This window comes from Variovorax sp. UMC13 (assembly GCF_014170375.1).
GTDB lineage: Bacteria > Pseudomonadota > Gammaproteobacteria > Burkholderiales > Burkholderiaceae_C > Variovorax.
In genome coordinates this window covers 63,855-86,212 of record NZ_LZZW01000019.1, presented here as the reverse complement: position 1 = coordinate 86,212, position 22,358 = coordinate 63,855, and the positions used below count along the sequence as shown (strand labels likewise).

Below are 22,358 nucleotides of genomic sequence, written 5' to 3'. Positions count from 1 at the left end.
GCGTGGGGGTTGGCGTCGGCGTCGGGGTGGGCGTCGGCGTCGTCGAGGTCTGCATGGCATAGCAGAGCTTGTTCAGGCCCGGGGCCGGATCACCGAAGAGCTGGTCGCCGCAGGTGTAGGTGCCGGGCGTCAGGGTCTTCTGGTTCAGGCTCGAGCCCGCGCCATAGGCCATGGTCGTGGTGGTGGTCAGCGTGAAGGTGCCGCTTTGCCCCGTCACCAGGGTCATTGGCGTCGTGGTGGCGCTGTCTTTCACGGCGCAGAGCTTGTTCTTTCCCGGCGCGGGGTCACCGAACAATTGGTCGCCGCACACATAGGTGCCGGGCGTCAGGGTTTTGGTGCTGTAGAGCCCGCTGGCGCCATACACCACCACGGTGGTGCTGGACAACGTGAACGAGCCGCTTTGACCGGTGAGAATTTGGCTTTGGGCAAAAACCGAGGTGGGAATACCGATGGCCATGGCCAGCAAGGCAACCATGGCTCCGAGTCTTGAGATGAATGCTTTCGACACTAAAAAATACCTTTTAAGGTAACGAACATTAACAAGAGGCGCAGGGCAAAGCCCAGGTCTGATGGAGACCATTCGTTGAACCGTGTGTGGGAATACCGGCGAGGAGAGAAACGAGCAGGGCCTGCAAACCTCTTCCGAGGGCGCAGTGAGGAGAGGAAGGCGCTCCCGCGATGGAGAACGTCTCCGCAGGAAGCTCGAGTCTGCACTCAAGCTCTTCTCCTACAGACCCCGCGTTTTTACGTGAGGTGAAAAGTTTGCGCAACGCTCAAAACACTAAGTTTCAAGTCGCCTCTTTTTCGGGCGCCGAATTTGTGGCTCCGTTTTGGCAAAAACCTGCAAAGCGCGCCGACGCGCAAGGGCGCAATTAGCGTCAAATTTCGTCACAAAAAAGAAATAGCGCTGACATCTTTAACATGCTGGAGATTAAAAATTCCAGAACAGTCAGCGACGAAATTGGCCTGCCCGGAGGGGATCGAACCCCCGACAACCTGCTTAGAAGGCAGGTGCTCTATCCAACTGAGCTACGGGCAGAAAAAGATGGGACGTCGGCGGGTGTGCATGCAGCGATGCACTGCGGCGTCAGCCCTGGATTCTGCCATGCGCCGAGGGGCGGATGCCCTCAGGCCGGCCTCACGCCCGCCACGCGAGACGCCGACCGTCCGCGTCGACGATCCATGCGCCCGAGGCAGCGAACTGCACCAGCTGGATCGAGGCGATGGCCTGTGCGAGGGTCGCGAATTCGCGCGGACTCCGCGCCAGCACATCGCCTTCATTCATGCGCAATTCCCAGACCCAGCGGGCCCCGGACGTTTTGAACACAAAGTACTTCATGCTGACGCATAGATTAGTACTTTAGGACACTTTATGCGACACCGGAAAGCAACACAGCGCCGGAATCCGCGACGAAAGGCACAGGCCTCAGGACCGGCGGCGGAAGGACGCCACCACCCGGGTGCGGGCCTCGGTCTGCAGCGTGAGCGCCTGCCCTGCCAGGTCCATGCCCTGCGCGGAGGCCACGGCGACCAGGCGCGCGTGCAGTTCGGGGTCGTCGAGCAACACGCTGCGGCCGCTGTGGCCGCACACCAGGCGCAGCGCGGCGCCCCCGCTCTCGCCGTCGCGCAGGCTGGGGCCATAGAAGGCCTTGCGGCCCGCGCCCCACTCCTTGCGCAGCAGGCCCACCGCCTCGAGCTGCTGCAGCGTGCGGTAGACGGTGCCGATGCTGGCGTGCGTGCCGCGCAGCATCATCCGGCGGAACACCTCCTCCGCGCACAGGCGCTCGGGTGCCGCGGCTTCGACGATCTGCAGCGCGCCGATGCGGGCCACGGTGGGCCGCAACCGCGCGACGCGCAAGCGCTGCACGATGCCGGCGGGCGCGGCGCTCACCGGGACACCTCCGCCACCTGCCAGCCACCGCCCAGGGCACGGTGCAGGGCCACGCCGGCCTGCAGCCGCGCCAGCCGGGCCTGCACCGCCTCGTCCTGCGCGGCATAGAGCGTGCGCTGCGCATCGAGCAGGGTCAGCAGCGTCTCGGCACCGGCGCGGTAGCGCGACTCGGCCAGGGCGGCGGCGCGGCCGGCCTGCAGCAGTTCCTCGGCCTGTGCCTCGGCCTGCGCCCGGCTGCCGTCGACGGCGTTGAGCGCCACCTCGACATCGCCGAAGGCCGCGACGATGGCCTGGTGGTAATTGGCCAGCAGCTCGGTGCGGCGGGCTGATGCCTGGCCCGCCTCGGCGGCGAGCCGGCCGGCGTCGAACACCGGCGCGGCCAGGCCGGCGGCCAGGCTGTAGAGCGGGTTGTCGAACAGCGTGCGCACGCGATCGCCCGCGTAGCCCAGGCTGCCGCCCAGCGTCACGCGCGGCAGCATCGCGGCGCGCGCCGCGGCCACGTCGGCATCGGCCGCGGCCAGCCGGGCTTCGGCGGCGGCGACATCGGGCCGACGCGCGAGCAGCTCGGAAGGCAGGCCGGCGCCGAGCGACGGCGGCGTCAATCCATCGAGCGAGGTGGTGCGCAGCGCGCGCGCGCCGGTCTCGCCCAGCAGCAGCGCCAGCGCGGTGCGCGCATCGACCGCCTGCTGGCGCAGCGCCGCCAGGCTGCGCGCCTGGGTGGCGACCAGGCCGCGCTGCTGCGCCAGTTCGAGCGGCGTGGCCGCGCCGGCACGGGCGCGCGCCTCGACCAGCGCCAGCACACGGGTGGCGCGCGCATGGTTGAGCGCGGCGATCTCGCTGCGCTCGGCCGCCGACACCGCCTGCAGCCAGTTCGTCGCGACCCCGGCCAGCAGCGTGAGCCGCACCGTGTCGCGGTCGAACACGCTGGCCTGCAGGCCGCGCAGCGCGCTGTCGTGGGCCGCGCGGTGGCGGCCCCAGAAGTCGATCTCGTATTGCGCGCCGAGGCTCGCGCCCAGGCTGCGGCCGGCGACGACGGCTTCGCCGCCCAGCCGGTCCTGCCGGCTCGCGTCGAGCTGCGCCGTGACCTTCGGCCGCAGCACGGCACCGGCGACGCGCGCGGCCGCATCGGCCTGCGCCACGCGCGCGGCGGCGGCCACCAGGTCGAGGTTCTGCGCCAGCGCCTGGGCCGTCAACGCATCGAGCTCGGCGCTGCCGAAGGCCTGCCAGCCGGTGCAGGCGGCGCAGTCGGCCGCGGGCGCCTGCCATTGCGTCGGCAGCGCGGGCGCGGCCCGGTCGGGTGGCTGTGGCGGCGCCGCACAGGCGGCAAGCAGCAGGCTCGCGCCGAGCGCGATGAGGCTTCTCTGCATGCGTTCTTTCATTCGCCCGCCAGCGCCACGACCGGGTCCAGCCGCGCGGCGGTCTTGGCCGGCATGTAGCCGAACACCAGGCCGGTGGCCACGGCGCACAGGAAGGCGCCGGCCATGGCCGACACCGAGAGCACCACCGGCACCGCGAGCGCGATCAGCACCGCGGCGACCAGCACGCCCAGCGCCACGCCCACGGCGCCGCCGGTGACCGTGACCAGCACGGCCTCGGTCAGGAACTGGCGCAGGATGTCGCGCTGGCGCGCGCCGGTCGCCATGCGGATGCCGATCTCGCGCGTGCGTTCGCGCACCGTCATCAGCATCACGTTCATCACGCCGATGCCGCCCACCACCAGCGACACCGCGGCGATCAGGCCCAGCATCACGGTCATGCTCTGGCGCGTGGCCGCCTCGGCCTGCAGCCGCGCGCCGGCGTTGCCGATGCCGAAATCCTCGCGGCCGTGGCGCGCCAGCAGCAGCGCCTTCATCGCGCGCTCGGCCGGCAGCACGTCGGCCGACGAGGCGGCCTCGACCACCACGTAGTCGGGCTGGGTCTGCACCTGGTAGACCCGCGCGCGGCCGGCGCGGTAGGGAATGAACACCATGTCGTCGTAGTCCTGGGCACCGGAATCGGCGCCGCGCTCGGCCATCACGCCGATCACCTCGAAGGGCGAGTGGCCGATCAGCAGCTGCTTGCCCAGCGGGTTGGGCGTGTCGGGGAAGAAGTGGCGGTGCGCCTTGTGGCCCAGCACCACCAGCGGCGCGAGGTCTTGGTCCTCGGCCTCGGTGTAGTAGCGGCCCAGCGCCACCGGCCAGTGGTGCACCAGCGGCATCTCCTCGCTGGCGGCGAAGACGTAGACCTGGCGGTCGGCGCTGCCGTAGCGCACCGTGATCGGGTCGCCGATCACAGGCAGCACGCGCCGGATCTCGGGCAGTTCGGCCAGCGCCTCGAGATCCTCCGGCGTGATCAACCCGGCCGGCCCGCCCGTGGGCGGCGGACGGCTGCCCAGGTAGAGGATGGCCGTGCCCATGGTGCCCATCTGCTGCACCACGCGCTGGCGCGCGCCCTCGCCGATGGCCAGCATCACGATCACCGAGGCCACGCCGATCACGATGCCCAGCAGCGTGAGGCCGGTGCGCGCGCGGTTCAGCCGCATGCCACGCCAGGCGGTGCGCGCGGCCTCGCGCACATCGGCGCCGAAGGAGGCGCCGCCGCCCTTGGCCGCATCGGCGATGTCCAGCGGCGGCAAGGTGTGGCCCGAGAGGACCGGCGCCGCGCCCCGCGCGCTGTCGCCCACGATCTCGCCGTCGCGGATCTCGATCACGCGGCGCGCCTGCGCCGCCACCTCGCGGTCGTGCGTGATGACGATCACCGTGTGGCCGGCGTCGGCCAGCTCGCGCAGCAATGTCATCACCTCGGCGCCGCTTTTCGAGTCGAGCGCGCCCGTGGGCTCGTCGGCCAGGATGATGCGCCCGCCGTTCATCAGCGCGCGCGCGATCGACACCCGCTGCTGCTGTCCGCCCGACAGCTGGTTGGGCCGGTTCTCGAGCTTGTCGGGCAGGCCCAGCCGGCCCAGCAGCGCGGCCGCGCGCTGCGCGCGTTCGGGCTCGGGCATGCCGGCGTAGATGGCCGGCACCTCGACGTTCTCGCGCGCCGATTCGCTCGCGATCAGGTGGTAGCCCTGGAACACGAAGCCGAAGGCCTCGCGCCGCAGCCAGGCCAGTTCGTCGGCGCCGAGCGACGCCACGTCGTGGCCGCCGAAGCGGTAGCTGCCTTCGCTCGGGCGGTCCAGGCAGCCCAGCAGGTTCATCAGCGTGGACTTGCCCGAGCCCGACGTGCCGACCACCGCGAGAAATTCTCCTTGGTGGATGTCGAGGTCGATGCCACGCAACACCTCGACCGGCGGCCGGCCGCTGCCGTTGCCGCCGTAGCGCTTGCGGATGCCGCGCAGCGCGATCAGCGGAGCACCGCTCACCACTGGATCCACCGCACGCCCTCGACCGGCTTCTCGCCGACCACCAGGCGCTCGCCCTCGGCCAGCCCCTGCTGCACCTCGGCCAGGTGGCGGCTGCGGACGCCCACGCGCAGCGTGCGCGCCACCGGCTGGCCGTCGGCGCCCAGCACGCGCGCGGTGTAGGCGCCCGGTTCGCCGTCGACGGCCGTGAGCGCGGCCAGCGGCACCGCCAGCACGCCCTGGGCCTGCGCGGTGACGAAGCCGACCTGGGCGGTCATCTGCGGCATCAGTTCGCCGTCGGCGTTGTCGACGTCGAACAGCACGGTGTAGACCACGGCCTTGGCGGCGCCGGGCACCGAACCGCCAGCGGTCTTGGCGCCGGCGGGGCCTTCAGGCACGGGCGGCGCGGGCAGCACCTGGCGCACGGTGGCGTTCCAGCGCCGCGGCGTGGCGCTGTCGAGGCCGCCCAGCGTGGTGAAGTAGACCGGCAGGCCGGCCTTCACGCGGCGCACGTCGGCCTCGCTGACCTCGGTCCAGACCGTCATGGCCGACAGGTCGGCGATGCGCAGGATGTTGGGCGTCTGGTAGGTGGCGTTGAGGGTCTGGCCGGCGCGCGCTTCCACCGACACCACCGTGCCCGCCATCGGCGCGTAGATGCGCGTGTAGCCCAGCCGCGCCTCCTCGGCGCGCTGGGTGGCCTGGGTCTGGGCGATCTGCGCGTCGAGGTGCGCGACCTTGGCGGCGGTCGAGGCCAGCGTGGCCTCGGCGGTCTGCAGATCTTCGTCGCGCGTGGCGCCCTCGGCCGCCATCTGCTTCTGGCGCGCCAACTGCTGCGCGGCCAGCCGATGCTGGGACTGCTGGTCGGTGCGCTGCGCCCGCAGGCCCGCCAGCGCCGCGCGGCCGGCATCGACCGTGGCCTGCTGCACGCTGGGGTCGATCTCGACCAGCAGCTGCCCCTTCGTCACCACGCTGCCCGGTTCTACCGGCAGGCGCTGGATCAGGCCCGACACCTGCGCACCCACGTCGACATAGCTGCGCGGCTGCAGCGTGCCGATGGCGGTGACGGTCGACGCGACCTCGCCGCGCGCCACGGCCTGGGTCTGGTACACGACCGAGGGCCGTGCCTTCCACCACCACGCCGCACCGCCGGCCACCACGGCCGCGGCCAGCACGATCGCGAGCGCGCGCCGGCCGCGCACGGGACGCGCCAGCACCGCCATCAGCGGGCCACCTCGAAGCTCAGCGTGGCGGTGTGGCGCACGTCCTCGTACTTCCTGCCGTCGACCGTGACCGCGCCGTTGACGCGGGCCGTGACCTCCAGCAGGTACAGGCCGGGGAACGGCGTGCCCAGCGTGACGGTGCCGTCCTTCGAGGGCTTGAGCACGCGGCGCCAGCCGTCGGAGGTGTCGACGTTGACCTGCGAGGCGGCCACGGTGTTGCCCTTCCAGACCAGCTTGAAGGTGTTGCCGTCGGGCTCGGTCGGCACCAGTTCCAGGTCGCTGACCGCCTTGGTCTCGGCGCGGCCGAGCTTGGCCTGGTAGTAATGCAGGACCGGCGTGGCAGCTGCGGCGTCGACACGGCTGGTGACCACGCGCAGGTCGGCGGGCGTGGCTGGCGCGGAGATGGCCAGGCGCTCGGCCTCGGCCGCGAGCGGCAGGTCCTTGCCGTCGGCCAGGAAGGCGCGCGGCGCGAGCAGGCCGGCCAGCGGCTGGCTGCCCTTGCCCAGGTCACCCATGCGCGCCTCGACCACCGGCCCTTCGCGCTGCAGCCACAGGTACTGCGCCTGCGAGGCACCGGCCAGCGAGAGGAGCGCGGCGGCCAGCGACAACGTGCGGGACAGCGGGCGAAGGCGGAACGAGGACAGGAACGTCATGGGTGAATGGACCTTGGAGGAATCGGATGAAGAAAGTTCGCGGGCGGCCTCGCAGGCCGCTCAGAAAGACAGGGAAGGCGATGCCAGCGACCAGCCCAGGCAGGCCACGCCGGCCACGGCCGACAGGGCCGCGCCCGTGGCCGCCGTGCGCGGCAGGTAGGGCAGCAGCAGCGCCACGCCCAGGGCGCCGGCACTCAGGAAACCCAGCCAGGCGACGATGCCCACGCTGCCGCCCCAGGCGATCAGGCAGGGCGCCAGCGCGAGCGCGACCAGCAGGCTGCCCAGGCCGCGCAACAGCCGGCGCTGCAGGGCCGGCGTCTCGCGGCGTCGCGTGAGCTGCTCATGGTGGCGGTCCATCGCGAAGCCCAGCGCGGCCATGCCGGCGAAGGCCAGCGCGAGCGCCAGCAGCGAGGCGGTGGTGGTGTTCATGGCGAGGCCTCGGCGGGGGTGGGGGTCGGCGTGGCATGCACGGCCTTCTTCGTCGCGTGCGCGACGCCGTGCCGCTCGCGCCGGCGCAGGAAGCGCAAGGCAGCGACGGCCGCCAGGCCGAAGGCGACCGACACGCCCTCGACGCCCGCGCTCTCCCAGTCGCCGCGCAGCCATTGGGCCAGCGGCCAGTCGCCGGTGGTGGCGAAGTTCAGCACCGGCAGCAGCAGGCACAGCGCGGCCAGCAGGCCCATCTGCTCGCGCCAGGCAGCGCCCGGCCTGCGCAGCAGCGCATGGAGCAGCGCCAGCAGCCACAGGCCGAAGAACACGCGCAGTTCCCAATCGGCGCGCTGCGTGAGGCCCAGCGGCACCAGGCGGTTGGCCCAGAGGTAGCCGATGCAGGCGATGCCCAGCCCCGCGATCGCGGCGACGTTGAGCCCTTCGATCAACCGGTAGACGCGCGCGGTGGCGCCGCCGAACTCGGTGCCGTGCTTGCCGCGGCGCTTGACGATGAACAGGATCGCGCCCGTGCCCATCATCGCGGTGCCCGCCAGGCCGCAGAGGAAGTAGAGCCACTTCACGGCCCAGCCGCCGAAGCTCGCCATGTGCAGGCCGCCCATCGCCGACTGCGCGAGCGCGGCCGTGCCGCCATCGGCCGCGCCGGGCAGCCGCACCTGCAGCACTTCGCCGGTGGCGGCCGAGAAGGAGGCCATGCCGGAGGTCGGGCTCAGCCGGTGCAGCGATTCGGCCTCGCCGTTCCAGCCATAGACGCCGATGCGCGCCGCGGCGTCGCCGGGGTGGTCGATCACCACCGCGCGCACCGGCTGCCCCATGAGCGCCTGGCCGCGCGCGGCAAAGGATTCGAGATCGGGCACGGGCATCGCGGTGCCGCTGCGCGCCGGCTTGCCGCCGTTGAGCTCGGCCATGAACTGCTGCTGCGCGGCCTTGTCGCTGCCGTCGTGCGCGAGCTTGGCCACGGGCATGAAGGTCATGCCCGAGATCACGATGCCGGTGTAGGCGATCATCAGCTGGAAGGGCAGCGTGAGCACCGCGACCGCGTTGTGCGCATCGAGCCAGCTGCGCTGCCCCTTCTTCGGCCTGAAGGTGAAGAAGTCCTTGAAGATGCGCTTGTGCGTGATCACGCCCGAGACCAGCGCCACCAGCATGGTCAGCGCGGCGATGCCCACGATCCACAGGCCGACCTGGCCTGCGTGCAGTTCGTAGTGGAAGTCGACGAAGTGGTGGCCGGCCAGGGTGCCGCGCACCGGCGTGGCGGTGTCGGCGGCCAGCGCGGCGCCGGTCGCGGGGTTCAATGCCGCGGCCACGTACTGGCCCTTGGCATCGAACCAGTACACCTTCAGTTCGCCGCCGCCCTGTGCATCGGAAGGCCAGAGCTCCCACATCTGCGCCTGGGGATGGTGCTCGGCCATGTAGGCCATGCCCCAGGCGAGGCGCTGCGCGCGTCCGACCGTCGCGACCTTCGGCGCTGCGGCGGCAGCCGCTTCCTCGGCATGGTGCTCGGGCGTCATCCAGTGCGAGATCGGCTCGTCGAACACCGCCAGCGTGCCGGTCAGGAACACCGCGAACAACAGCCACGAGAACCACAGGCCGCACCAGGTGTGCAGCCAGGCCTGCGCCTGGCGGAAGCCGCCCTCGCCGGCCCCGTTGCCTGCGGCCTTCTTGCGCAGCGCCTTGTGCGCCGCCTTGGTCTGTGAATTGCTCATCTCAGCCTCCCACGCGCGGCCACAGCCAGCCGACCAGCGCGAGCACCACGGCCGGCCCTAGCAACCCGAGCCAGACACGGGCCGGCCGCACCGGCGAGAAGGCCCAGACCACGGCGAGCGTGTGGACGACGAAGCTGAATTGCATGCCGGCGAGCACGGCGTCGGCACGCGCGGACGGCAGCACGGCCGCCAGGCACACCGCGGTGGCCGCCGCCAGCGCATAGCCGCCGAACACGGCGGCCGCGAGGCGGGACAGGACGAGCAGGCCCGCGGGCGCGGGGATGGAGGAAGAAGGCATCGGGGTGGTGGTCAGGTGGGGCGCATGAAAAAGCGCCTCTCCTGATACATGACCAACGAGATCGAAAAAGGGGTCATCGGGGAAGGCCTGTTCCCCCAAAAACCACAGTTTTTCTGCAGCGCGTGTGTCAAGCGCGGCCGGAGGCGCCGGGACTTCACCGCGCAACCAGCACGCCGCGGCCCGTCGACAACCCCGATCAGAACTTGTAGTTGAGCGTCGCCATCACGCTGCGCGGCGTGCCGAATTGCCCTTGCCCATCGATGTTGACGTAGTACTTCTTGTCCGCCAGGTTGTTCAGGTTGAGCTGCAGCGAAAGCTGCGGCGTGAACGCATAGCGCGCCATCAGGTTCAGCAGGCCGAAGGACTTCTGGCGGAACACCACGTCGGCGCTCGCGGTCGAGAAGCTCGACGAAGTGCTCGACTGCCAGGTGAAGCCGCCGCCCAGCGTGAGGGCCTGCCAGGCGCCCTGCAGCCGGTAGCTGCTGAACAGCTGCACCTGCGTGCGCGGCGCCCAGGCGTTGACGGCCGTGCCTTCGGCATCTTCGGCCACGGTGCGCGAGAGGCCGGCCGAGAGCTTCCAGTCGGGTGTGATCTCGCCCGAGACCTGCGCCTCGAAGCCGCGGCTGGTCACGCCCTTGGCACCGAAGTAGGCGAAGTCGGTGGTGCCGGGCACGACCTGGCTGCCGTCGAGCTGCGCCACGTTGTCCTGGCGGATGCGGAACACCGCCAACGAGGTGTTGAGTCGCCCGCCCAGGTGCGCGCCCTTCAGGCCCAGCTCGAAGCTCTTGCCGGTCACGGGGTCGAGGTAGGCGCCGCTGGTGTCGCGGTAGTTCTGCGGCTGGAAGATGTCGGTGTAGCTGGCGTAGGCCGAATAGGTGCGGTCGATCTCGTAGACCAGGCCGGCGTAGGGCGTGAACACGTCGTGCTTGCGCGCCTCGCTCAGGCCCTGCACCTCCCAGCTGCTCTGGCGGCCGCCGAGGATCAGCTTGAGCGGATCGGCCAACGACAGGCGCAGCGCGCCGTAGAGGCCGTCCTGACGCGTGCGGTCGAGCGAGCTGATGGTCAGCGGCCCCCAGCTCGGCTCGGCGAAGGACCCATCCCACTGGCGGAAGTCGCCGGTGCTGGCCAGTGCACCGGTGCGCGCATGGCCGGCCTTGACCTCGCGCGCGCGGCTGCTGGTGAGCCCGAGCACCGCCTCGTGCGTGCGGCCCAGCAGCGTGAAGGGGCCGGTGGCCTGCAGGTCGGCGCTGTTCTGCTGGAAGCTGTATTCCGAGTAGTTGGGCAGCGCGCGCAGGCCCTGGCCCGTCACCGGATCGGGCTGGCTGAACAGGTAGAGCAGCTTGGCGTCGTAGTCGCTCTCGCGGTGCGACAGGTTGGCCTTGAGCGACCAGCCACTGTCGAAGCGGTGTGCGAGGTTGGCGAACACGCTGCGGTTGGTGCTGTTCCAGTGGGTCCAGTTCGCGGCCGTGGTCTTGGAGGTCGGCCAGTCGGCGATCGAGCCGTCGCTGAACACCAGCGGCAGGCCACCCCAGGTCGAGCCCGTGGGCCGGTTCGACTGGTAGTCGGCGCCCACGCTGAGCGTGGTGGCGGGCGTGAGGTCGGCATCGACCACGGCGTAGAACGCGTTCTTGCGTGCGTGGTAGAGGTCGACGTGCGAGTCGCGTTCCTCGGTCATGGCGGCGAAGCGCCCGCGCACCCGGCCGTCTTCGGTGATCGGCGTCGACAGGTCGACCGCTGCGCGGTGCTGGTTCCACGAGCCGACGCCCAGCGAGGCGCTGCCGGTGAAGACCTTGCTGTCGGCGCGCTTGCGCACCAGGTTGATCGAGGCCGAAGGGTTGCCCGCGCCGGTCAGCAGGCCGGTGGCGCCGCGCACCACCTCGACCCGATCGTAGATCGTGGTGTCGCTGCCCGACTCGCCGTAGAACGAGAGGCCGAGCGAGGTCGGCACGCCGTCGTACTGGATGTTGTCGATGTAGAAGCCGCGCGAATAGAAGTCGAAGCGGTCGCTGTCGGAGCTGACCACATGGATGCCGGTGACGCTGCGCAGTGCCTCGTTGAGCGAGACCAGGTTCTGGTCCTCGATCTGCTGGCGCGTGAGCACGCTGACCGACTGCGGCGTGTCGCGCAGCGCCAGCGAGAGGCCGGTGGCCGCGGCGGTGGCGCGCGTGGTGTACGAGCCCGTGCCCTCGGTGGTGCCGCTGCGATCGGCATCGGCGCTGACCGTGACGGTGGGCAGCGACTCACCCGTCGTGGTGGCCGACGACAGCGCCGCCGCGCGCCGGCGCAGCACGTAGCTGCCGTCGTCGCGCGCCACCGCCTCGAGGCCGCTGCCGGCCAGCAGCGCGGCCATGGCCTCGCGGCCCGCATAGCGGCCCGAGAGCGCGGGCCCGGTGCGGCCGTCGGTCAGGGCCGGGTCGAAGGACAGTGCCACGCCGGCCTCGGCCGCGAAGGCCGACAGCGTGCGGCCCAGCGGGCCGGCCGGGAGGTCGTAGGCGCGCGGCGCGATCGACTCGAGCGCGACCGGACCGGCGGCGAAGGCCGAGGCGGCGCCGCCGAGCGCGAGCACCAGCAGGGCGCGATGAAGGGCCACAGGGAAAGCCGCGAAGCGGAAATGCGCCAAAGCGGCGCGGGAAGGACGGACGGACATGGGAAGCGGACCTTTGGCAAGCAGATCAAGAAAGGGGTTCACCCGCCTTGCCAGCCGAGATCGCAAAAAGTATCAGGCGCGCTGCAAAAAAAATCTTCTTCCTCAGCGCGCCACGAGCGTGACCCAGTGCCCGCGCAGGCGCGACACCGCCTCGACCTCGTAGGTCGAGACCAGCATGCGCAGCACGCGGTCGGTGTCGTCGATGGGGAAGGCGCCCGATACGCGCAGCCCGGCCACGGCCGCGTCGCAGGCCAGCAGGCCGGGCCGGTAGCGCGCCACTTCGGCGGCGAAGTCGGCCAGCCGCATGCGGTCGGCCACCAGCATGCCGCGCGTCCAGGCGCTGGCGTCGGGGTCGCGTGCGCTCGGCGTGTCGATGGCCTCGCGGCTGAACGCGGACTGCGCACCGGCCTCGACCACCACCGGCGTGGTGCCGCTGTCGGGCGTGATGCGCACCGCGCCCTCGAGCACCGCGAGCCGCGTGCGGCCCGCGTCCTGCCGCACCGTGAAGCGCGTGCCCAGCGCCTGCAGCAGGCCCTGGCGCGTGGCCACGCGCAAGGGCCGGTGCACGGCGGCGTTGTCAGGCGCGGTGGCGACGAAGATCTCGCCCGCGCGCAGCACCAGCAGGCGCTGATGGGCATCGAAGCGCACATCGAGCGCGCTCGCGGTGTTGAGCGTCACGCGCGTGCCGTCGGCCAGCGTGAGTTCGCTGCGCTCGCCGGTGGCGGTGCGGTGCGTGGCGGTCCAGCCCTGCGCGTCGGCCACCTGCCAGGCGAGCCAGCCCGCGGGCGCGGCCGCCAGCAGCGCGGCCAGCTTGACCATCGCGGCCCGTCGGCCCGCGTGCGCCGGCCGGCCCAATGCCGGCATCGCCAGCGCCGAGGGCAGCCCGCCCAGCTTGTGCATCAACAGCTCGGCCCGCGCCCAGGCCTGCGCATGCGCGGGATCGGCGCGCTGCCAGCGCTCGCAGGCCTGCCGGTCGGCGAGCGTGGCGCGGCTGTCGTGCAGGCGCATCAGCCAGTCGGCGGCCTCGTCGAGCACGCGTGCGTCGAGACCTGCGCTCATTCAAGAACCTCCGCGCTGCGCGCTGCGCGCTGCGGTGCGAGCTTGCTTGGGGCGGCCCGGCGCGGCGCTCATGCCATCAACGCCAGGCAGCCCCGGAAGCCCTGCTGCATGTAGCGCTTGACCGTGACCAACGACACGCCCAGCTCGCGCGCGATGTCCTCGTACTTCATGCCCTCGATCTGCGACAGCAGGAAGGCGCGCCGCGCCTGCGGCTTGAGCGCGTCGAGCATGGCGTCGATTTCGTGCAGTGTCTCGAGGATGACCAGCCGATGCTCGGCCGAGGGCGCCTGCGCCTCGGGCAGCACGGCCAGCGCCTCGAGATACGCCCGCTCCAGCGCCTGGCGCTGGTACCAGTTGACGAGGAGGTTCTGGGCGATGCGCGTCAGGTAGGCGCGCGGCTGGACGATGACCTCGGGCTGGCGCGCCACCAGCAGGCGCATGAAGGTGTCCTGCGCCAGGTCGGCCGCATCGCAGGCATTGCCCAGCTTCCTGCGCAGCCAGCCCTGCAGCCAGCCGTGGTGGTCGGCATAGAGCGCGGCGACTTCGCTGCGCTCGCTGCAGGGGTGGATCTCGGCGGCATGCATGGCGGCTTCCCAGGGCTTCACCGGGGCGCGGAGCCGACGGTCAATTAAGAATGGTTCTTATTTCATTGTAGCCAGCCTCCGCTCCGACATGCCCCCCTGCACCGCTCGCAGGTCCCGTCACAGCGCGACTCAGTACCTGTAGTTCACCGTGAGCAATGCGTTGCGGGGGGTGCCGAAGTGGTTGTTGTCCTGCGTGCTCCCGATGGTCTGGTAGTAGTACTTGTCCGTGACGTTGTAGAGATTCAGGCGGATGTCGAGGTGACGGTTCACCGCATAGGACGCCATCAGATCGATGAGCGTGTAGCCACCCTGACGCACGCCGAACGTGGTGCTCGTCTCGCTCCGGGTCCTCCACGCGCCCCCGACACGCCAGGCGCTCAGGACGCCCGGCAGGCGATAGCTGGTCGACAACTTCAGGAGGTGCCGCGGGGTCTGCGTGTCGTAGCGCGTACCGGCAACGCCAGCGTCCGAATCCCGAACGAACTGCGCCGAGTTGTAGGTGTAGCCAGCCATCACCTGCCAGTCGGGTGTCAGCGCTCCGGCGATCTCGAACTCCACGCCGCGGCTTCGAACTTCGCCGGCCTGCGCGTAGCAGGAAGCGGCGGCCGATTGGCATCGGTACTGCGCCAATTGAAGGGGCAGGTTCTTCTGGTCGATCTGGAACACAGCGGCACTGGCATTGATTTTTCCGCCCAGGTACTCGCCCTTGATCCCGATCTCCATGTTGGTTCCGGTCACCGGGGCCAGCACCGCGCCTTGCGGATTCTGGTTGTTCTGGGGCTGGAAGACGCTGGTCCCGCTGGCATAGATGGAATGGTTGGCACCGATGTCGTAGACGAGCCCTGCGTACGGCGTCAGCTTGTGGCTGACCTTGTAGGCACTGTCGTCGTTCCATGTGCCTGAGCTCAGATGCATCTGGTACCGATAGGCGTCCACCCGTGCGCCCAACATCAGGGTCAGCGGATCGCTGACGCTGAACCGGGCCGTGCCGTAGAGGCCCGCCTGCGTCTGGTAGCCCTTGCGCGACCAGAGATAGTCGATCACAGGCCTCGGTACCGCGCTGGCGTTCCAGTTCATCGGATCCACGGTCACGTCGTAGTCGCTCGGCCAGCCACCTGGGCCGTCGTCATCCCGGTTCTTCCGATAGCTGCCACCGAACACCAGCTCGTGCGTTCGACCGAGCCACTGGAATGGTCCCTGCGCATAGCCGTCGATGCTGTATTGGTTCTTCTTGTACGCATAGGCGCCCACGCCCTGTCCGAACAACGTGGCGTCATCGAGCGGATACAGATAGGTGCCGAGCATGTCCATCTTGGCCTGCAACGCGCGGGCCGTGACCTTGGTCTTCCAGCCACCGTCGAAACGGTGCTCCAACTCCGCGAAGACGCTGGCGTTCCTCTTGTTCCAGTAGGCCCAGTCCGGGGTCAGTCGCGTCGACCTCGCGAAGGGATAGAAACTGCCATCGCGTCGGGTCGGCAAGCCGTTCCAGTCGGCGCCGGGGTTGTCCTCCTTGTTGAAGTAGCCCCCCAGACTCAAGGTGGTGTCACGCCCCAGGTCGACCTCCAGGGTTCCGTAGAAGAGATCCCGCTGATGGCTATAGGCCTTCTTGAAGGTATCGGCACTTTGGGAAGCGATCACTGCGCGCCCGCGCAGGGTGCCCGCTTCGTTGAGCGGCCCGCCGGCATCGATCTCGCCACGGTAATTGTCCCAACTGCCGGCGCTGGCGGTCAGCGACACCTGCGGTGTCGCCGTAGGACGCTTGCGCACCAGGTTGATGGTTCCCGAAGGGTTGCCGGTTCCCGTCACGATCCCCGCCGCGCCGCGAATGATCTCGACCCGGTCGTACATGGCCAGGGTCGCAAGGCCCTGAGTGTCGTAGTCGAAGGCGAGCGGAACGCCGTCGGCGAGGAAGGAGTTCACCTCGAAGCCGCGGGAGAAGAACTGCGTGCGCTCACCGCCGCCGATCTGCCGCGTGCTGAGGCCGGTGGCGTCGAGCGCCACATCCTCCAGCGACTGGAAGCCGCGATCGTCGATCTGCTGGCGCGTCACGACACTCACCGATTGCGGCGTTTCGCACGCCGTCAGGGCCAGCCGGGTCGCCGCAGTGCTGGGCCCCGCTGCCGCATAGGAGCCCGATCCCTCCGTCACGGCGCTGCGCTCGGCCTGCGCACTGACCGTCACCGCTGGCAGCGTTGTCGCTGCGTCGGCCGGCCCTGCGGCAGACGCCGGCAGTGCGCTCAACGCATAGCCACCGCCCGCTGAACGCACCGCCCCCAGGCCCGTGCCCGCAAGCGCACGCGACAGCGCGTCCTGCACCGCCAGGCTGCCGCTGACACCGTTGCTGCGCAGCCCCTCGGTCACGGCCGAGCCGAAGCCGATCAGCACGCCCGCCTCGCGCCCCAGCCGGTTGAGCACGCCTTCGAGCGGGCCCGCGGGGATGTCGAAGCGCTGAACCACGGCCTGCTGCTGCGGTGCGCGCGCGGCCCCGGCCTGCGCCGAGGCGAGCTGCGGCGCGGCGGCGCCGGCCACGATCAGCGCCGCCAGCGCGATCGGCTGCAGGTGCATGGTGGAAGAAGCTGCGTTCGCGGCGCACACGCGCCGGCCGGTGGGTGAAAACATGGGATCGCCTTCGAGGAAATGGACAGTCGGAAAGAAGAAGAAGCAGGCCGCGTCATTCGCGCCCTCCCCTTGCTTGACAGCCATCCCCGTCGAATCAGCTCATCTTTTTTTTTCGAAGCGCGCTCAGCCCCGCGCGCGCCGCGGCTTCACGCTGATCCAGAAGCGCGTATAGGTGTGCACTTCGACCGGCAGCGCCGAGGTCAGCGCGGCCAGCACGCGGTCGGTGTCGGCCAGCGGATAGGCGCCCGAGACCTGCAGCCCGGCGATGGCCGGGTCGCAGCCCAGCCGGCCCCGGCGGTGCCGCCCGAGCTCGGCCAGGAAGTCGTCGAGGCGCATGTGCGAGACCACCAGCATGCCGTCGGCCCAGGCACTCGCATCGGCGTCGAGCGGTGTCGTGTCCCCGGTCCGTGTGCGCGTGAAGCGCCCGGCCTCGCCGGCCTGCAGCACGCGCAGCTCGGCCGTCGCATCGACGGGGCGCAGCTCGACCGCGCCCTGCAGCACACCGACATCGACGCCCGCGTCGTCGCGCAGCCGCACCGTGAAGCGGGTGCCGATCGCGCGCACCGAACCGGCGCCGGTCTGGACCAGGAAAGGCCTCTGCCGCGCGTCGGGCGCGGTCTGCACCAGGATCTCGCCGCGCACCAGCTGCAGCACGCGGCGTTCGGCATCGAAGCGCACGTTGATCGCGCTGCCGGAATTGAGCACCACGCGGCCGCCATCGGGCAGCGCCAGCGCGGGCCGCTCGCCGACGGCCGCCACATGGTCGGCGTTCCAGGCATGCCAGGCGGTCGACTGGCTCGCGACCAGTGCACCGCCGCCGCCCACCACCAGCGCCGTCAGCAGCTGCATGCCGCGGCGGCGCTGCATCGATTCCGGCGCGGCCGTCAGCGCGGCCCTGGCCAGCGGCGAGGGGATCTCCGCCAGCCGGCCGCCCACCGATTCGATGCGCTGCCAGGCCGCTTCGTGCGCGGGGTCGGCGGCGCGCCAGCGCTCCCACAGCGTTCGCCGTGCGCTGTCGAACTCGCTGGAGCGCAGCTCGATCCACCACTGCACCGCCTGGCGCGCGATGGCGGGGGCGACCGGGTCGGTGGCGCCGGGAAAATGAAGACTGCTCACGGCGCTACGCAGGGAAGAAGCAGCGCATCGCCGCCTTGGCCAGGTGGCGCTTGACCGTCGACACCGAGAGGCCCAGCGCGGCCGCGATCTCGGCCTGGCCCAGGCCCTCCAGCTGCGCGAGCAGGAAGGCCTTCTTGGCCTGCACCGGCAGGCCGCTCAGGCGGCGGTCGATCTCGACCAGCGTCTCGAGCACCATGAGCCGCTGCTCGGGCGGCGGCGCCACCGGTTCGGGCAGCAGCGCGAGCGCATCGAGGTAAGCCTGCTCGATCGCGCGCCGGCGCACATGGTTGATCAGCAGGTTGCGCGCGACCGTCGTGAGGTAGGCGCGCGGCGCGTCGACGCGCTCGAGCCCGGGCGCGCCGAGCAGGCGCACGAAGGTGTCCTGCGCCAGGTCGGCCGCATCGAAGGGGTTGTCCAGCTTGCGCCGCAGCCAGCCCTGCAGCCAGCCGTGGTGCTCGACGTAGAAGGCCTGGACGAGCGGATGGAAGGCGGGCGGGTCGGCGGACGCGGCGGACATGGGCGGTGCGCGAAGAATGAGAAAGGGGCCGGACGCCCATTACAAATAAGAATTGTTCTCATTGTAATGAAGCATGACCGGCCCCTCCTCCCGCGCCGCCGCGCCGGGCTCAGAACTTGTAGGTCGCGCTGAGCATCGCGCTGCGCCGGTCGCCGTAGACGCCGGTGCCGTAGGAGCCCAGGCCCGGCATGTAGGTCTTGTCGAACAGGTTGCTGATGTTGAGCGCCAGGCTCAGGTGCCGGTCGAACTCGTAGCGCGCCATCAGGCCCACCAGCGCATAGGCCGGCTGGGTCGCGCGCCAGCCGGTGCCGTCGGAGGTCTGGTAGTAGGTCTCGCTCTGCCACGAGAAGGAGCCGCCGATCACCAGCCGGCGCCAGTCGCCCGGCAGGCGGTAACTGGTGCTGAGCTTGACCAGGTGCTTGGGCTGGTTGGTGTTGACCGCGCTCAGGATCTCGTCGGGCTGTGGCGGGATGGTCGAGCGGCGCAGCGTGTAGCCGCCGGCGATGTTCCAGTCGGGCGTGATCTGGCCCGAGACCTCGGCCTCCAGCCCGCGGGTCGTGACGCCGTCGATGGCGCGGTAGATCTCCAGCCCGGTCACCGGGCTCGAGCCCACGTACTGGGCCGCGTTCTGCTGCTTGACCTGGAACAGCGCGAGGCTGGTGTTCAGGCGCCGGTCGAGCAGCTCGCCCTTGATGCCGATCTCCGCGCTCTTGCCGGTCAGCGGCGGCAGCGGCCTGTCGCCGCTGTCCTTGTAGTAGGTCTGCGGATTGAAGATGTCGGTGTAGCTCGCGTAGACCGAGAACTGCCGGTCGATGTCGTAGACCAGGCCCGCATAGGGGATGACCTTGCGGTTCACCGACAGGTTGTCGGCCACGCTGTAGCTGCCGTCGAGGCCGGTGGTCTCGTCGAACAGCTTGTACCAGCTCACGCGCGTGCCGAGGATCACCGACAGCGCATCCGTCGGCCGCAGCCGCACGGCCGCGAACACGCCCTTTTCGGTGATGCGGGTACTGCGGTCTTCTTGGTGGACGAAGTCCGGCCGCGGCGCATCGCCCTGCCAGTTCAGGTAGTTGGCGATGGGGTCGAAGGCGCTCGAATAGCCCGGGGCCTCGCGGCGCTGGCGCGACCAGCCCAGGCCGAGGGACAGCTCGTGCTGCCGGCCGAACAGCTCGAACGGACCCGACACCGCGGCGTTCAGCGAAGGCACGGTGGCCGTGGTCGGGATCTTGGCCGAGAGCAGGCTGATGCCCGCGCCGGTCAGCGCATCGATGGCGCCATAGCTGGCCGCGCCGACCTCCACGTCGCGCGACTGCTTGAGGTAGCTGGTCGCGAGGTCGAGCTTCCAGCCGTTGCCGAAGTCGTGCTTGAGCGTGGCGAAGGCGTTGGTGCTCTCGTTGTTCCAGTACGACCAGTTCGCGGCCGGGTTGAAGCTGCGCGGGAAGTGGGTCTGCGTGCCGTCGTTGTAGAACAGCGGGATGTGGCCGTAGCTGGCGCCCTTGGCGCGGGTCTCCATGTGGTCGACGCCCAGGCTCAGCAAGGTGCGCGGCGAGAGGTCGACCTCGACGATGCCGTAAAGGTTGCGCGTGTCGCGCCCGTAGCGGTCGACATGGGCGTTGGCGTTCTGCACCGCCGCCACCACCCGCCCGCGCACGCTGCCGCTCTCGTTCAACGGACCGGAGAAGTCGCCGACGCTGCGGTAGCGGTCGTACGAACCCACGCCCGCCGACACACTGCCGGCGAACTCGCTGGTGGGCTTCTTGCGCACCAGGTTGATCGTGGCCGAGGGGTTGCCGGCGCCGGTCAGCAGGCCGGTCGCGCCCTTGACGATCTCGACGCGGTCGTAGATCGCGCTGTCGGCCAGCGAGGTGGTGAACTGGCTGGCGCTGTCCATGGTGTTGGGCACGCCGTCGAACTGGAAGTTCTCGACCGAGAAGCCGCGCGCATAGAAGGTCGCGCGCTCGCTGTCGTTGCGGCCCACGGTCACGCCCACGGTCTTCTCGAGGATCTCGGGCAGGTTGGTCAGGCCCTGGTCGTCCATCTGCTGGCGTGTGATCACGCTGACCGACTGCGGCGTTTCGCGCAGCGACAGGCCCAGGCGCGTGGCGGTGCTGGACGGGCCCGCGACGTACGAGCCCGAACCTTCGGTGGTGCCATCGTTGATCGCGGTGGCGGTGACGCGCACTTCGCTCAGCGTGCCGCCCGCGGCCTCGGCCACCGGGGCCGCGGCCCTGCGGCGCAGCACCCAGGTGCGCGCGGCGCCGGGCACGGCCTCGAGGCCGGTGCCGGCCAGCAGCCGCGTGAGCGCCTCGGGCACGGCGAAGCTGCCGGCGAGCCCGGGCGACACCACGCCGCGCACCAGCTCGGGCGGCGCGCTCACGCTCACGCCCGCATCGGCGGCGAAGCCGGCCAGCGCCGTGGCCAGCGGGCCGGCGGGCACCTGGAAGCTGCGTGCCGCTTCGGCGCCCGGGGCCAGCGCGAGAGCGATGGGCGCGGCGGCCATCGCGGCCAGCAGGCCGGTGGCGATGCAGGTGGCGCGCAAGGCGCTTTTCAATGGAGAGGAGGAATGACCAGCGGCCGCACGGCAGCGGGGGTCGGGGCGGGAAGCCATGTTCTTGATTCCTTGGAGCACGTCCGTCGATGAGGTTGAAGAGAGCACATCGAAGAGGACACGCCGGGCCGCAGGAAGGGGCCAGCCGGATGCGAAAAAAACTTTAGCGCTGCTTTTCGGGCGCCGCGAGCGTGACCCAGTAGCGCGTGCGAAAGCGCACTTCCAACGGCAGCAGCTGCGCCACGTTCTGCAGGATCGCGTCGGTGTCGGCCAGCTGGAAGGCGCCGGTGATGCGCAGGCCGCCCACCGAAGGCTCGCAGCGCAGCAGGCCCGGGCGGTAGCGCGCCACCTCGGCGATGAAGGCATCGAGCCGCATGTCGTCGACCGCCAGGATGCCGCGCGCCCATTGGCCGGCGCCGGCATCGGCCGGCGCGACCGCGTCGATGTGCAAGGCGTCGAAGCCGGCCTGCTGCCTGGCCTGCAGCAGCTGCACCGCCCCGCCCTCGCGTGTGCGGAGCTCGACCGCGCCCTCCAGCACCGCGACATGGCTGCGCTGCGCCTGCTGCCGCACCACGAAGCGGGTGCCGATGGCGCGCGCCGTGCCCTCGGCGGTGCGCACGAGGAAGGACCGGCCGGCCGGGTCGCGCGCGGTCTCGATCAGCACCGCGCCCGCGCGCAGCAGCACCAGGCGCTGGGTGGCGTCGTAGGCGAGGTCGATGGCGCTCGCGGTGTCGAGGCGGATGTGCGTGCCGTCGGGCAGCTGCACCTCGCGCTGTTCGCCGGTGGCGGTGGCGTGCGTGGCGGTCCATTGCGGTGGCGCGTGGCGCCAGGCCAGCCAACCCGCCGGTGCCGCCGTCATGAGCAGCACCAGGGCCCGCACGGCCGCGCGCCGGCTGCGCGGGCGCTGCAGCGTCGAGGTCGCCAGCGCGGGCGGCACATGGCCCGCGCGCTGGCTCACCTGCAGGGCGCGCTGCCATGCGCGGGCGTGCTCGGGCGCGCGCGCCAGCCAGCCTTCGAAGGCCCGCCGGTCGTTCGCGGTGGCCTCGGCCGAATGCAGCAGCACGAACCACTCGGCCGCCTGCGCGGCGACTTGGCGCGACAGCGGCGGCTCGACAGCGGCGCTCATGCCGCCAGCAGGATGCATTCGGTCATCGCCTGCGCCATGTAGCGCTTGACCGAGCGCAGGCTGATCTTCATTTCCTCGGCGATCGCGGCGTAGGTCAGGCCGTCGATCTGCGACAGGATGAACACGCCGCGCACCTTGGGCGGCAGGCCGTCGAGCATGGCGTCAATCTCCTGCAGCGCCTGCAGGATCACCAGCTGCTGCTCGGGCGACGGCGCCTGGGCCTCGGGCAGCACCGCCAGCGCGTCGAGGTAGGCCTGCTCCAGCGCGCGGCGCCGCAGGTGGTTGAGCAGCAGCCGCCGCGCCACGGTCGCGAGATAGGCCCGCGGCTCGCGCAGCGCGCCCTCGGCGGGCGCCGACGGCGCACCCAGCAGCCGGACGAAGGTGTCCTGCGCCAGGTCGGCCGCCTCGAAGGCGTTGCCCAGCCTGCGGCTCAGCCAGCCCTGCAGCCAGCGATGGTGGTCGCTGTAGAGCGTGTCGATGTGGCGGTGGAGGACGGAGGGGGCGGCGGGCATGGCGGCACTCGGACGGAGAAGCGGAAGGGTCCCGCGCAACGCGCCAGGACACCGTTGATTATAAAATGAGATTAATTCTCAATTGCATTGGCATCACCG

18 protein-coding genes, 1 tRNA gene and 1 pseudogene are annotated in these 22,358 nt (G+C 70.7%); all 20 read right to left on the bottom strand.

The annotated features are described in order from the left end of the window. Positions 1-475: pseudogene (locus A9977_RS17270) on the bottom strand (hypothetical protein); the annotation flags it as partial. A gap of 487 nt (positions 476-962) precedes the next feature. Beyond that, a tRNA-Arg gene (locus A9977_RS17265) sits at positions 963-1,039 on the bottom strand. 99 nt (positions 1,040-1,138) lie between these two features. Beyond that, the gene (locus A9977_RS17260; protein WP_183026100.1) at positions 1,139-1,339 is read right to left on the bottom strand and encodes a hypothetical protein; all 201 of its coding nucleotides are present in this window, start codon (positions 1,337-1,339) and stop codon (positions 1,139-1,141) included. Positions 1,340-1,426: 87 nt separating this feature from the next. Beyond that, the gene (locus A9977_RS17255) at positions 1,427-1,891 is read right to left on the bottom strand and encodes a transcriptional repressor (RefSeq protein ID WP_183026099.1); all 465 of its coding nucleotides are present in this window, start codon (positions 1,889-1,891) and stop codon (positions 1,427-1,429) included. Then, positions 1,888-3,258 carry an efflux transporter outer membrane subunit gene (locus A9977_RS17250; protein ID WP_183026098.1) on the bottom strand — a complete coding sequence of 457 codons (1,371 nt, stop codon included), beginning with the start codon at positions 3,256-3,258 and terminating at the stop codon, positions 1,888-1,890. Before A9977_RS17250 ends, A9977_RS17255 begins: the two co-directional genes overlap by 4 nt. 8 nt (positions 3,259-3,266) lie before the next feature. Further along, the gene (locus tag A9977_RS17245) at positions 3,267-5,231 is read right to left on the bottom strand and encodes an ABC transporter permease (RefSeq protein WP_183026097.1); all 1,965 of its coding nucleotides are present in this window, start codon (positions 5,229-5,231) and stop codon (positions 3,267-3,269) included. After that, positions 5,228-6,430, bottom strand: coding sequence for an efflux RND transporter periplasmic adaptor subunit (locus A9977_RS17240; protein WP_183026096.1), 1,203 nt, complete (start codon positions 6,428-6,430; stop codon positions 5,228-5,230). Before A9977_RS17240 ends, A9977_RS17245 begins: the two co-directional genes overlap by 4 nt. Continuing rightward, positions 6,430-7,083, bottom strand: a complete 654-nt coding sequence (locus tag A9977_RS17235; RefSeq protein ID WP_183026095.1) for a hypothetical protein — start codon at positions 7,081-7,083, stop codon at positions 6,430-6,432. Before A9977_RS17235 ends, A9977_RS17240 begins: the two co-directional genes overlap by 1 nt. Before the next feature lie 60 nt (positions 7,084-7,143). Then, entirely contained in the window at positions 7,144-7,512 is a 369-nt protein-coding gene (locus A9977_RS17230; RefSeq protein ID WP_183026094.1) for a DUF3325 domain-containing protein, read from the bottom strand. Next, entirely contained in the window at positions 7,509-9,233 is a 1,725-nt protein-coding gene (locus A9977_RS17225; protein ID WP_183026093.1) for a PepSY domain-containing protein, read from the bottom strand. The genes A9977_RS17230 and A9977_RS17225 overlap by 4 nt, the downstream gene beginning before the upstream one ends. A gap of 1 nt (position 9,234) precedes the next feature. Further along, positions 9,235-9,531 carry a DUF3649 domain-containing protein gene (locus A9977_RS17220; protein ID WP_183026092.1) on the bottom strand — a complete coding sequence of 99 codons (297 nt, stop codon included), beginning with the start codon at positions 9,529-9,531 and terminating at the stop codon, positions 9,235-9,237. Between the two features lie 196 nt (positions 9,532-9,727). Beyond that, positions 9,728-12,178, bottom strand: coding sequence for a ferric-rhodotorulic acid/ferric-coprogen receptor FhuE (gene fhuE / locus A9977_RS17215; protein ID WP_183026091.1), 2,451 nt, complete (start codon positions 12,176-12,178; stop codon positions 9,728-9,730). Between the two features lie 102 nt (positions 12,179-12,280). Then, positions 12,281-13,237, bottom strand: a complete 957-nt coding sequence (locus A9977_RS17210; RefSeq protein WP_183026090.1) for a FecR domain-containing protein — start codon at positions 13,235-13,237, stop codon at positions 12,281-12,283. Positions 13,238-13,305: 68 nt separating this feature from the next. Beyond that, positions 13,306-13,821, bottom strand: coding sequence for a sigma-70 family RNA polymerase sigma factor (locus tag A9977_RS17205; RefSeq protein ID WP_183026089.1), 516 nt, complete (start codon positions 13,819-13,821; stop codon positions 13,306-13,308). 129 nt (positions 13,822-13,950) lie between these two features. Beyond that, positions 13,951-16,524 (bottom strand): TonB-dependent siderophore receptor, encoded by a 2,574-nt coding sequence (locus A9977_RS17200; RefSeq protein WP_259652016.1) that lies wholly within the window; start codon positions 16,522-16,524, stop codon positions 13,951-13,953. A gap of 39 nt (positions 16,525-16,563) precedes the next feature. Continuing rightward, on the bottom strand, positions 16,564-17,556 hold the full coding sequence (locus A9977_RS17195) for a FecR domain-containing protein (protein ID WP_310936153.1): 993 nt from the start codon (positions 17,554-17,556) through the stop codon (positions 16,564-16,566). Positions 17,557-17,560: 4 nt separating this feature from the next. After that, positions 17,561-18,073, bottom strand: coding sequence for a sigma-70 family RNA polymerase sigma factor (locus tag A9977_RS17190; RefSeq protein WP_183026088.1), 513 nt, complete (start codon positions 18,071-18,073; stop codon positions 17,561-17,563). Between the two features lie 109 nt (positions 18,074-18,182). Beyond that, positions 18,183-20,681 carry a TonB-dependent siderophore receptor gene (locus A9977_RS17185; protein ID WP_259652015.1) on the bottom strand — a complete coding sequence of 833 codons (2,499 nt, stop codon included), beginning with the start codon at positions 20,679-20,681 and terminating at the stop codon, positions 18,183-18,185. A 103-nt stretch (positions 20,682-20,784) separates the two neighbouring features. Continuing rightward, the gene (locus tag A9977_RS17180) at positions 20,785-21,747 is read right to left on the bottom strand and encodes a FecR domain-containing protein (RefSeq protein WP_183026087.1); all 963 of its coding nucleotides are present in this window, start codon (positions 21,745-21,747) and stop codon (positions 20,785-20,787) included. Next, a complete protein-coding gene (locus tag A9977_RS17175) occupies positions 21,744-22,259 on the bottom strand; it encodes a sigma-70 family RNA polymerase sigma factor (protein ID WP_183026086.1) in 516 nt (171 codons plus the stop codon). Before A9977_RS17175 ends, A9977_RS17180 begins: the two co-directional genes overlap by 4 nt. Between the last annotated feature and the right edge of the window lie 99 nt (positions 22,260-22,358).

Coding starts and splice junctions, on each gene's coding strand:
- A9977_RS17260 (WP_183026100.1), bottom strand. CDS start 1,339: ATGAAGTACTTTGTGTTCAAAACGTCCGGGGCCCGCTGGGTCTGGGAA.
- A9977_RS17250 (WP_183026098.1), bottom strand. CDS start 3,258: ATGCAGAGAAGCCTCATCGCGCTCGGCGCGAGCCTGCTGCTTGCCGCC.
- A9977_RS17240 (WP_183026096.1), bottom strand. CDS start 6,430: ATGGCGGTGCTGGCGCGTCCCGTGCGCGGCCGGCGCGCGCTCGCGATC.
- A9977_RS17235 (WP_183026095.1), bottom strand. CDS start 7,083: ATGACGTTCCTGTCCTCGTTCCGCCTTCGCCCGCTGTCCCGCACGTTG.
- A9977_RS17230 (WP_183026094.1), bottom strand. CDS start 7,512: ATGAACACCACCACCGCCTCGCTGCTGGCGCTCGCGCTGGCCTTCGCC.
- A9977_RS17225 (WP_183026093.1), bottom strand. CDS start 9,233: ATGAGCAATTCACAGACCAAGGCGGCGCACAAGGCGCTGCGCAAGAAG.
- A9977_RS17220 (WP_183026092.1), bottom strand. CDS start 9,531: ATGCCTTCTTCCTCCATCCCCGCGCCCGCGGGCCTGCTCGTCCTGTCC.
- fhuE (WP_183026091.1), bottom strand. CDS start 12,178: ATGTCCGTCCGTCCTTCCCGCGCCGCTTTGGCGCATTTCCGCTTCGCG.
- A9977_RS17210 (WP_183026090.1), bottom strand. CDS start 13,237: ATGAGCGCAGGTCTCGACGCACGCGTGCTCGACGAGGCCGCCGACTGG.
- A9977_RS17205 (WP_183026089.1), bottom strand. CDS start 13,821: ATGCATGCCGCCGAGATCCACCCCTGCAGCGAGCGCAGCGAAGTCGCC.
- A9977_RS17200 (WP_259652016.1), bottom strand. CDS start 16,524: ATGGCTGTCAAGCAAGGGGAGGGCGCGAATGACGCGGCCTGCTTCTTC.
- A9977_RS17190 (WP_183026088.1), bottom strand. CDS start 18,073: ATGTCCGCCGCGTCCGCCGACCCGCCCGCCTTCCATCCGCTCGTCCAG.
- A9977_RS17185 (WP_259652015.1), bottom strand. CDS start 20,681: ATGGCTTCCCGCCCCGACCCCCGCTGCCGTGCGGCCGCTGGTCATTCC.
- A9977_RS17180 (WP_183026087.1), bottom strand. CDS start 21,747: ATGAGCGCCGCTGTCGAGCCGCCGCTGTCGCGCCAAGTCGCCGCGCAG.
- A9977_RS17175 (WP_183026086.1), bottom strand. CDS start 22,259: ATGCCCGCCGCCCCCTCCGTCCTCCACCGCCACATCGACACGCTCTAC.